Annotated in this window: 9 protein-coding genes; 2 read left to right on the top strand and 7 right to left on the bottom strand. The window is 58.8% G+C overall.

Annotation, left to right across the window (positions count from 1 at the left end):
* Nucleotides 1–102: 102 nt before the first annotated feature.
* The 4 genes from LAP85_23505 to LAP85_23490 all read right to left on the bottom strand — a co-directional run bounded on the left by LAP85_23505 (nucleotide 103) and on the right by LAP85_23490 (nucleotide 2829).
* Nucleotides 103–516, bottom strand: a complete 414-nt coding sequence (locus LAP85_23505) for an MFS transporter (GenBank protein ID MBZ5499376.1) — start codon at nucleotides 514–516, stop codon at nucleotides 103–105.
* 177 nt (nucleotides 517–693) lie between these two features.
* On the bottom strand, nucleotides 694–1980 hold the full coding sequence (eno, locus tag LAP85_23500) for a phosphopyruvate hydratase (GenBank protein MBZ5499375.1): 1287 nt from the start codon (nucleotides 1978–1980) through the stop codon (nucleotides 694–696).
* On the bottom strand, nucleotides 1977–2273 hold the full coding sequence (locus LAP85_23495) for a hypothetical protein (GenBank protein MBZ5499374.1): 297 nt from the start codon (nucleotides 2271–2273) through the stop codon (nucleotides 1977–1979). The genes eno and LAP85_23495 overlap by 4 nt, the downstream gene beginning before the upstream one ends.
* Nucleotides 2221–2829: a dynamin family protein gene (locus LAP85_23490; GenBank protein ID MBZ5499373.1), complete on the bottom strand. Its 609-nt coding sequence runs from the start codon at nucleotides 2827–2829 to the stop codon at nucleotides 2221–2223. The genes LAP85_23495 and LAP85_23490 overlap by 53 nt, the downstream gene beginning before the upstream one ends.
* A gap of 567 nt (nucleotides 2830–3396) precedes the next feature.
* Between LAP85_23490 and LAP85_23485 the strand changes: the two genes are divergently transcribed.
* Nucleotides 3397–5451 (top strand): dynamin family protein, encoded by a 2055-nt coding sequence (locus LAP85_23485; GenBank protein MBZ5499372.1) that lies wholly within the window; start codon nucleotides 3397–3399, stop codon nucleotides 5449–5451.
* A 27-nt stretch (nucleotides 5452–5478) separates the two neighbouring features.
* On the top strand, nucleotides 5479–6219 hold the full coding sequence (locus LAP85_23480) for an ATP-binding protein (protein ID MBZ5499371.1): 741 nt from the start codon (nucleotides 5479–5481) through the stop codon (nucleotides 6217–6219).
* 24 nt (nucleotides 6220–6243) lie between these two features.
* Here LAP85_23480 and LAP85_23475 read toward each other — a convergent pair whose 3' ends face one another.
* The 3 genes from LAP85_23475 to LAP85_23465 form a co-directional block, all read right to left on the bottom strand.
* Entirely contained in the window at nucleotides 6244–8727 is a 2484-nt protein-coding gene (locus LAP85_23475) for a hypothetical protein (GenBank protein ID MBZ5499370.1), read from the bottom strand.
* A gap of 320 nt (nucleotides 8728–9047) precedes the next feature.
* Nucleotides 9048–10304 (bottom strand): cation:proton antiporter, encoded by a 1257-nt coding sequence (locus LAP85_23470; GenBank protein MBZ5499369.1) that lies wholly within the window; start codon nucleotides 10302–10304, stop codon nucleotides 9048–9050.
* Between the two features lie 91 nt (nucleotides 10305–10395).
* Nucleotides 10396–10746, bottom strand: a complete 351-nt coding sequence (locus LAP85_23465; GenBank protein MBZ5499368.1) for a hypothetical protein — start codon at nucleotides 10744–10746, stop codon at nucleotides 10396–10398.
* Between the last annotated feature and the right edge of the window lie 76 nt (nucleotides 10747–10822).

Genomic DNA, 10822 nt, shown 5'->3' with positions numbered 1-10822 from the left:
CTTTGATCGCTTCCACCGCTACCTTGGCCTTGAGTGTCCCATCATACCGCTTCCGCTCTCTTTTCATCGCTCGCTCCTCCGAGGCGGCAGCGATTTTACACCTTAATCACCTGTCCAGTTTTTGGGGTACACCATAAGCATCGCATCGCGGATCGGTCCACGGAACCCGCGACCAAACCAGCCAACGACACGACCGACAAGCACAAGGAGCCATGTTGCGGCAAATGCAAACAGCGCCATCGCCAGGCCGGTCAGGAAATACCCGACAGTAGCAAGAGTCTTCCGATGGCCGAGCCGGTCAGAGATCCAACCGCCCCAAAGTTTTACAAAGCTGGCGACTGCATCCGAAACTCCCTCAATGAGGCCAAGCGCCGATGGAGGCGCACCAATGACAGCGAGAAATCCGGGTAGTACTGCTGTCGCCATTTCATGGCTCGCATCAGAGAGGAGACTGGTAATGCCCATGCCAATGACATTGCGGTTCAGCCAACCCCTGTCCTGCGGTGTTTCATTCATGATGCCTTCCCGGTTTGCTCTTCATCAGCGTCTGCGCCGCGCAAGAGTGAAAGGCCGGCTCCAGCGACAAATGGGATCTGATGCGAATGTTGCGCAGGGTCCGCGGTTCTACACAGTCCATTCAATTGCTGCCGCGAACATAAAACCTGCGTACTCCTTGGTCGCCCAAAGGCATTTTTATCTCTTGAACGCAGAGAGGGAATTTTCGAAAACGGCTGACTTCCCAAGCTCGGCCTCAATTTCCACAAGCCGGTTGTACTTGGCGATCCGCTCGCTGCGGCAGGCGGAGCCGCTCTTGATCTGGCCTCCACTCATGGCGACGGCGAAGTCGGCCATAAAGGTGTCTTCGGTTTCACCGGAACGATGGGAGATGACAAATCCCCATCCTGCCTTGCGACACAGCTGGATCGCCTCAATAGTTTCCGTGACGGTGCCGATCTGGTTCAGTTTGATGAGTACCGCGTTGGTGGATTTCTCGGCGATTCCTCGTGCAATGAAGCGGGTATTGGTGACATAGAGGTCGTCGCCGACAATTTGGATCCTCGACCCCAACTTTTCCGTGTGCTCGCGGAATCCATCCCAATCGTTCTCCGCCAGGCCATCCTCGATCGAGATGATGGGGTACTTGTCAATCCAGGATTGATAGAGAGCCGTCATTTCCGTGCTGGTCTTTTTTCCCTGGCGCGACTTCGAGAGGTCGTAGGCGCCGTCTTCGAAAAACGAACTGGCCGCGGGATCCAGCGCGATGGCAATATCCTTGCCGGGCTTATAGCCGGCACTGATTATGGCTTTAACAATGACCTCGCAAGCCTCTTCGTTGCTTTTCAGGTTGGGGGCAAATCCTCCCTCATCGCCGACCGCGGTGACATCGCCACGCCCCTTGAGGATCTTCTTTAAGGACTGGAAGACCTCGGCGCAGTAGCGCAGCGCCTCGGCAAAGCTCGGCGCGCCGATGGGCATTACCATGAATTCCTGAAAGTCTACGCTGTTGTCGGCATGCTTGCCGCCGTTGATGATGTTCATCATCGGAACGGGTATGCGCACAGCACCCGGACCTCCCAGGTAGGAGTAAAGCGGCAGACCGCAGGTTGCAGCCGCCGCTCTGGCAACCGCCATGGAAACACCAAGGATGGCATTGGCGCCGAGCCGGCTCTTATTGCGAGTACCGTCGAGCTCGATCATCTTACGGTCAATCGCGGCCTGCCGGACAGGGTCCATTCCTACAAATGCGGGCGCAATCGTCTCGATGACATTGGCGACGGCTCTCAACACGCCCTTGCCGCCATACCGGTTCTGATCGCCATCGCGCAGTTCGCAGGCTTCGTTTTCTCCCGTGGACGCCCCCGAAGGGACGGAAGCGCTGGTCACCGTTCCGTTATCCAGGGCCACAAAAACCTTCAAGGTGGGATTGCCACGAGAGTCCAGGATTTCCAATGCTCGAACCGAAACAATTTTGGGATTCATGCTTTCTCCTCTGTAGTAGTGAAATATTCTGATAAGGGCTGATACGAACTCAGTGACTCGATTTCTACGATTGCGGATCTGATGCCTTCGACTTCGGATTGCGTACTGGAGAGCAGTGATTCCACCGTCGAAACCTGCTCGCGGATGCTCTTTTCGGCCTCTCTCTGAATGGTCTGGATTGCGGCATTGATTCTCTCTGTCCACTGCGAAGCCACGCGCGCCAGGTTTTCCTCGACCTCGTCAGGAATGCGCTTCAGAAAATGCCTGTCCGCCCAGGAGCGGAACACGCTCATGGGAATGATGAACCAGTTTCATCGTAACCAGTGCCAGCCCCACCTTGGGCAGCCATCCGAGAGCTGCGTCCGTATTATGCTGGGACACGCTGTCCAGGCCCGGGGTGTCTACAAACTGGAGGCCCTGATAGGGCTCCAACGCGGGCAATTCCACGGTAACCGCGGCAACCCCTTTTGTGTTCTGGCGATTTTCGGCTTCAGAAACATATGACGCAACCGCCGAGATGGGAGTACTTTCCGTCCGGCCATCCGAATATTTGACTGTTGCCTGTTCCTTCTGGCCGTAACGGAGCCGCGTAATGACGGTGGTTACCGGGGTCACGCCCACCGGCAGGACGTTCCTCTTCGCGAGAAGGTTCAGAAGCGAGCTCTTGCCGGCTTTGAAGCGGCCGAAGATGCCGACGTCGATCAGGCCCCTTTCCTCCAACAGGGCACCGCACGCTTCCAGGTGTGGATCGATTGCCGCCATCCGGTACTTCGTTCGGATCGTCCGGACGCGGTCAATTGCGGTCGATAGTAACTGCTGCATTGCGACTGTGGTGCTTTTGCCAATCATCTGATTTTTTTAGCCGAGAAACAGGAAATTGCGCCCAAATCAAAAAACCCACCTGAATGGTCCCAGGCGGGTCTCTTCGAATTCAGATTACTGGCCCCTACCTGGATCTTCCTTTGAGGTAGGAGTTATCAGGCCGGGCCGGCCGGTTACGGCGAACTCCATCGCCAATAGCGGATTCATGATACCAATGCCAAGTTGTGGGCGCAAGCTGGTTGCCATTGTGCTGGTTGGATTTGTGGGCTCCGACCCGTCTTTTGGCGGCAGCCAAAGCCAAGAGATGCAATTTCATGAGCGAGCAGTTCGAGCACTCAGACCACCATGCGCATTGACTCGTTAGCGGGCGAAAGTTAGAATAAATGGCAGGCGATGGAGTTCGCCGTTAACCATCTCCCAAGAGATTGATAACTCCTACTGGAGCACGGATCCGGTAGGAGTTTTTTTGTGATTGCCGGATCCCAAGATTGTGCAGAAACGGGAAATAACGGCAGTCGTGACATGTCAGGCAACCTGCCCCTCCGTGCTTCCAGCGCATTCGACTTCAGCTTCTGCTCTGAATGAGGTGGATTGATGGCGGGTCTGAACGAAAACCACAGGCGAAAGATACTCACCACCATACAGTATGCGGATGAATTGCTGAGCGAGAGCCTGAATCTCCTTGGAGCCACTGGCGGCGCTCTCCGTCCCCGCTTCGTCAGGGATGTATCCACATCGGAGTCTCACTGGGTTGAGAGCTACGCCGGCAAGATTCGAGAGCAGATGTCGCGGCTTTTGGAACGGTTTGAAATTACCGTTTCCCCTCCGAATACCCTTTCGAGCTGGGCGTTGCGCACCAAACTCATGTCCCTCGATATCGCTCTGGAAGATCTGTACCCGGGACAAATGCGCGGTTACGGTGAAATGGATCCGGCGGCAGGGGGAGATCTTACCTGGACGCTTCAGGAGGTTCGCAGGCTGGTCAGCCAGCTATTGGCCTTCCTGGCGGAGGCTAGCGGAGCCCAGGAGAAACGCCTCGCCCGAATTCAGGCTGAACCGGCACTCGGTCGCCAGCTCGAACGCTTGTCTCAGATCATTGCGCGACACGGCTTGGTCGAATATCTCTCGGCCTTGGATTCAATCATTCGAAAGCTCGAATCCCATCGCTACGAGATAGCGGTCTTCGGAAGGGTAAGCTGCGGGAAGTCGTCTCTGATCAACCGGCTTCTGGAAATCCAGTTGCTGCCTGTGGGGTCCACCCCTATCACTGCGGTTCCTATTCACATCATCGCCGGCGATAGGCCGCAATTGAAGGTATCGTTTCCCGAAGGAATCAAGGACCTTCCCGTCGAGCGCCTTCCTGAGTTTGCCACCGAGCAGGGGAATCCGGCGAACTCGAAACGGGTCGTCGGCATCGAGGTGGCCGTTCCGGCAAAGCGGCTTCAGGAAGGCGTAGCGTTTGTGGATACGCCGGGTATCGCCTCGCTCGCCACGAGCGGGACTAAACTCTCCTACGCCTATCTTCCGGACTCCGATCTCGGAGTAGTGTTGGTGGACGGTCATTCGTCTCTGGGACGCGATGACCTGGATCTTCTTCGATCGCTTCATGCCGCCGGCATTCCATCGATCGTGCTGATCAGCAAATGCGACCTGCTCCCCCCGGATGACATTGAGAAGGTCGTTTCGTATACCCGCGCTGCTGTTGCCGAGCACCTAGGCGCCTCACTTGAGGTGATCCCGATCAGTTCTGTGGATTCGTGGGTTCCGAAAATCCATGCGTGGTTCGAACAGACCATTGCACCCTCGCTTCAGCGTGCTCGCGAGTCTCTGACAATCTCACTGAACCGGAAGGCGCAATCATTGCGCGAGTCCATTCTTGTGACTCTGGAGATGCGGGCGAGCCGCGGCAGCGGAGGGGAGAACCAGTCGCAGGAGGCGGAACGGGCTCTGCGGCCCCTCGATGAGAGTCTGGATGAATTCGCCCGACGCTGGCAGGATAATCTGGAAACGATGGACGATTGGGCGGAAGAAGCGCTCGGAAAGGCCTCTTCAAGATTGGCCCGAGCTTCCGGGGATGCCCTGGATCAACCCGGCCAAAAGGTAACCGCGCTTGCGGATGCCGTCATAGAAGTCGCCGCATCGCGCTACCACCCCTTCTTGCAAGAATACGAGTCCCTCGCCGGCCGCATTCGCCAGGAATTGGATGAGTTAAGAAAGGAAGATCCGTCCGCACGGGCTGTTGAAGCCTACGAGCTTCCGCGACCCTCCGCGCTCCCATCGCCTGTCGTGTCGCTGTTGGACGGCGTCTCGATATCGGATCCCGGCCCCCTGATGCGAATGAGCCAGGCGCTCCGCGAGAGGCATTTTCGCAGAGACCTCGAGGAAATGGCCGGACGCAGTTTACAGCAACTATTGGACGAGCTCCGCCCGCGGCTTCGGCACTGGTTTGTGGCGACGATCAACGCTCTCCGCGAGAGCTTTCGCCTGCAGACGGATCCTCTGAGATACCGTCAACCGGTGCGGGCATCCAATGGTTCAACCGCAGGCGATAGCTCTCTTATGGTAGATATCGAGTTTCTGCGCGGGCAGGCGGTCCAAGCAGAAGTCCCAGGCGGTCCACAAACGGAAATCGAGACGACGCGAAGTTGATCTTACCTGCGATCGGGTAGAGTAACCATGCTTTACGGCAGAGAGAGGGAAATCAAAAGGCTTGTAACAAACTTAGAACAGGGAGTGCACACCCTCGTCTTCGGCGCAGCAGGGGTTGGCAAGAGCATCCTGCTCCGCGAGGCCGCCCGGCGCCTTTCGTCCAACCATGATGCTTCAAGGCTTGCTCCTTATGTGGGCGACTGCAGCACTCGGAGAGTTTTGCTCCAGAATGCGCTTGAAGCGTTGGCAGTGGATCTTAGAGCATCTGTGTCAGCGAAGGCGGATCCCGCCGTGGAGCGCGGAGGCTACCTTCTCAGAGACCTGCGAAACGCACTCATCCGGATCAGCTGTGAACGACCCATCTGCCTCATTCTGGATCACCCGAGGAGGATCCGCTCTAGGATGCAACACCTTTTGGAAATGCTCGAAGAGCATTGCACTCTTGCCTTCGGGGTTACCGCATCGCGGGATAGTTACGATCTTTATTATTGGAAGTTCGACTTGATGGAAATACGCGACCTGCCCAAGGAGAGCGCTCTTCCGTGGATCGATGAAGAACTCCAGCTTATGGGCTACCACGGAACGCTCAGGAATTCGATCGGGAACGAACTGCTCCGTCTGACCGGCGGCAATCCCGGCGCCATATCACAAACCCTCGATGTGATTCGCCTGGAGCGCACTCCGCTGGACGATCCCATTCGCGTCCGCCGCATGCTGATCGAAGGTAGAATTCGAAACATTGCCTCCGCGATGGGTGGCGAGAAGTAACATTCAGAGGCGCACAGGAAAGCCCTAGTACGGCTTGTCGCCCAGGTCGTTGATAGAGACTCGCCCCGCGTCGCCGTCGACGGTGACGACCTGACCGTCCGCGATTCGATGGCTGGCGACGCCTGTTCCGATGACCGCGGGAATCCCGTACTCTCGTGCCACGATCGACGCGTGAGAGAGCACGCCGCCGATGTCGGTGACGACGGCCACGGCCATGGCGAGCAGAGGCGTCCAGGCTGGGGATGTCATCGGCGCGACCAGCACATTGCCGGCCTTCATCCGATCGAATTCCTTGATCGAGTGGATGACCGAAGCTGGAGCGGTCACACGTCCCGGGCTCACCGGGATGCCGCGGATTCCGTTGCCGGCGCCCGCCGCGCCGTACTCAGGCATCCAGCGGCTCAGGCGAAGGCCGAAGACCTTGAACAGACCCGGGAGCAGGACCGGCGGCTTCAGCACCTGGTTCCGCTTCCAGCGTTCGCGTCTCTCGTGCACGTTCCGCTTCATCTGCTCCGTATCGACGTCGGGTTGCGCGCCGAACGCCTCTTGGAGCTCCGTCGCGGTGACGAAGAACACGTCCGCCGGATCTTCGAGGAAACCGGCGCGCACCATCCGGGCGCCGAGTTCGAGAATGAACCGCCGGACGGTTGGCCAACCGCGCCCGAAGAAGAACAGCACATCCTCGCGGAACACCAGGCCGTAGTCGAGAAGCGCTAGCATCGACGACACCACCGCGCGTCGCACGGGACCGACCGAGGCCTTCAAGCGGGCTTCGGCGGCGAGCCGGTCGCGCCGCGCCTGCTCGACCCGCGGAAGCGGCGACTCGTCGGCAAGGAACAGTTTGATCCGTGCGAGCACCAGGGCGGGACACTCGCCGAGCGTCGGTTCCATGAAGTCGAGGTTCGAAATCTGGAAACCGTTCCGATCCAGGTACTCGTGAAAGCGCGAAAGCCACGCGCGTCCGGCCACGCTCTGTCCCAATCTGGCCTCGACCTCGCCGGCCGGCGTTTCGACGAGTACCGTTCGGAGCCCGGCATCCTCGCGGGCCGCTTCGGAGAGCGCGTGCAGCTCCTTTTCGGCTCTCGTCACTTCACTGTCATGGCCGCGCAGTAATAACGCAAGCGGCAAGAGGTGCCGTTCCGGAACCACGAACGGATACATCCGGGTGAAGAACGCCTCGATCTGACCGCTCATGCGGTTGCACATCACGGCGCGAAAGTAGTCCGCATTCGCGCGACAAATTTCGATGATTGCCAGCCACAGCGTTGCCGGGTCGAGGCTTTGCGCGGCGAGATCTTTCCACTTCGCGACAATCCGCTGGTACTGCGCGAGCTCGGTGCGGCGCCAGCCGTGCCTCCACAGGTCGCTGAGATAGCGCAGACACCCACGCGGGGACGGCAGGCGCACCGCCGAGAGTATGTGAAATCTGCTCCGGTCGGCGCGGGCGAAGACGTAACCGTTGATGGTGACCACCTGACCCGCATCTGGTGGGAGGGCTATCCCGAACTCCCTCGTAATTTGCCTCAGGACCTCAGCGCCGAGCGGCAGGTAGGTGGTTTCGAACAGCGGAGAAACGGGCCGGGGCATCAACTCGAGCATGCTGCTGCGTATCAGCATGGTCCCTTTCTTCTGGTCCCCCCACGACACCAGCCCGGTGATCGGCCGCGATTGGACGATGAAGAACCGCCGGCCGTCGTGGGCGAATTCGATGTCCTGGGGCGCGCCGAAATGCCCTTCGATTCGTAGGCCCAGGCGGGCGAGTTCAGACGACTGACGCGGCGTCAACGTCGAGGCGCGACGCCGCTTCTCGGGCACCGGGACGACGCGAGTTGCATCGTCCTCCGCGACTTCCATTTCGACCTTCTCGGCGATGAAGCGAACGCGCACTTTCACTTTGTCTTTGTCGAGCCGGTACGTGTCCGGCATCACCCGCCCCGACACCACGAGCGTCGCCAGGCCCGGATTGGCCGTGATGACGATCTCTTCGCGGTCGCTGGTGACGGGGTTGGCGGTGAACATGACGCCGGAGGTGCGCGCCGGCACCATCGCCTGCACGATGACGCCCATCGCCGGCGGCGCCCCGCTCGGCGCCACGCGCTCCCGGTAGGCGACGGCACGAGGGGACCATAGCGACGCCCAACAATCGCAAATGGCGCGGAGCAGTCTGTCGGTGCCGACAATCTGCAGGAAGCTCTCGTACTGACCCGCGAAACTAAACTCGCGCGTGTCCTCCGCGGTTGCCGAGGAGCGTACGGCTACGGTGGGGTGACCGAGCGAAGTGTAGGCATTGATAATCTCGCGGGCAATGTCGGATGGAATCTCTCCAATTTCCAGTCGGCCGTTGCTCGGCTGCGGACGGTAACACGACTGGAATGCGGCCACGGTCACGCAAAAGCCGGGTGGCACCGGAAAGCCCGCGCGCGCCAGCTCTCCGAGCCTCCCTGCCTTGCTTCCGACGAGGTCAAAATCGGCCATCGTGATTTCGTCAAGCCGGACGATGTATTTCATTGGTGCTCCACCGGTGTGGGCCTGCCCAAATTCGCCGACTGCGACATCGGGGCCCGGGTGCGGCCGCATTTTAAACCTGTGCTGTGAACGCATTGTACCGCCTGACCGGCGGTAATCCCGGCACCATTTTATGAATCCCCGCAGTGATCGCAGGGCGCGCACTATACCGGATGATCCAAAACGTCCGCCGCGTTCTGATCGAAGGTAGAATTCGAAACATCAACTCCACGATGGATGGCAAGAGATAACATTCGTAGCCCCGACCACAGGCGATCAGAGCAGCTGTTTAACAGAGTTGCCATTGTCAATCCCTGATTCCCTTATCCTCGGGCGGGCCTCAATCGCCCCAGGCTCCATTTGAGAGCAGGAGGCGTCGCCATGGTTGTCATAATTACCATGACGACCACCGCAGAGAACGTCGATTCACTGATGACTCGATGGCCGCCAATGGTCAGTGTTGCACCGATGTTTGCAAAGATGAGCCCGACCTCACCTCGGGGAATCATCCCAATGCCGACGGTGAGGCGATCGACACCCTTGCCGAGGACGCCCAACGAACACGCCTGCTTCCCGAGGATGGCAACGACGGTGAGAGCAACGGCCAGGCCAATGATTCCAGGCTGAAGAAAGGATCCTAGATTCGCCCGCATGCCCATCACGACGAAGAAGATCGGGACCAGAAACGAGGAAATCGGGTGGATCAGGTCTTCCAGACCATGTTCGCCCCGCTCCACGAAATCGCGATAGTGGACGTCCTCCAGGATAAGCCCGGCGGCGAATGCGCCGACGATCGGAGCCAGTCCGATGACACCTGCAAGCCAGGAGAGCAAAAAGCAGAATACGAGTCCGGTGGCGAGCAAGACACCACGGGCACGAAGTTTGGACGCAAGAGAAAAAAACCGTTTTGAGAAGAGAACTCCCAGGACAAGCGCTCCGACCAGGAAACCTATTGCCTTTGCAAGGATGAAGGCGATCTCTCCTGCCGCTAATGACTCCCCACTATTCGCGGCAGTGATGATTCCGGTGACAACCGCAAGGATTACGAGACCAAGCACGTCGTCGATGACCGCGGCGCCGAGCACCACGCGCGCTTCGTTGCTCTTGGAACTGCCCAGGTCCTTCAGTACTCGCGCCGTGATGCCGACACTCGTTGCAGTGAGTGTGGCGCCCAGGAATGCATGCACATAGGGACCTTGCTCCGGCAGCATCCATGCGCCCACCCCCCACCCGAGAGCGAAGGGCGCGGCCACACCCAGTGTCGCTACCAAAAGGGATGAGTATCCCACCTTCAACATCTGACCTACGGTGGATTCGAGGCCGACCTCGAAGAGCAGAATCAGCACGCCGATCCTGGCCAGCATGTCAAGATTCGGATCGGTCTTCAGCCATTCAAGATCGGAGACGCCCAGAAGCGGGAGAGTGCCCACCAAAATTCCGCCGATCAGCTCGCCAAGCACAGCAGGCTGTCCAAGTCGAACCGCGAGGTCGCCGCCAAGTTTGGCCACAACGAGGATAATGACCAGGGCCAGGGCAATGCCGCCTACGGGATCGAGATGACTGCCGGCATCGCTCGCCATGGCGAATTGCGGCAAGAGTACCATTGCGCAAAGCAGCAGAATCTTCACCGAGAGGACCTCCAAGGGAATCGTTGTCGATGGGTCCCGGTCCCTATAACCATTTATGGAAGTAGGCGATTCGCGCGAGCACCCAAATGCCGGTCGAAATAACCGCCGTCAAAAGCGCATATCGCCGCCAATGAGCGAGGGTCGCGGGCTTGCCCTCGGACGTTTGGCCCTTGAATCTGGTGATGTCAATGTAACGAACCACAATGAGTACGATGGTCACCGCGAAGAAGATGATGTCCATCACCACCGGCGCTGTTCCCTTGGCAACAAGTGCCGCACAGAGAAACAAAGCGGCGTTGCCCAATGCCATCCAGGTAAGCCGGAGGAATAAAGGCATGCACCCTGTAAGCTCAGTTTGAGATTTTTGTTCTTCTTGGCGCTGCAGACTGGTCATTCCCACCTCCAGATACCCGCGTACTGTTCGGGGCTTGCACGCGACTCGACGTCCACAGACGCGCATCGCGAGATCT

Source organism: Terriglobia bacterium, from assembly GCA_020072565.1.
Taxonomy (GTDB): Bacteria; Acidobacteriota; UBA6911; order UBA6911; family UBA6911; genus JAFNAG01.
The sequence above is the reverse complement of the archived record's forward strand: the minus strand, read 5'-3'. Positions and strand labels throughout refer to the sequence as shown.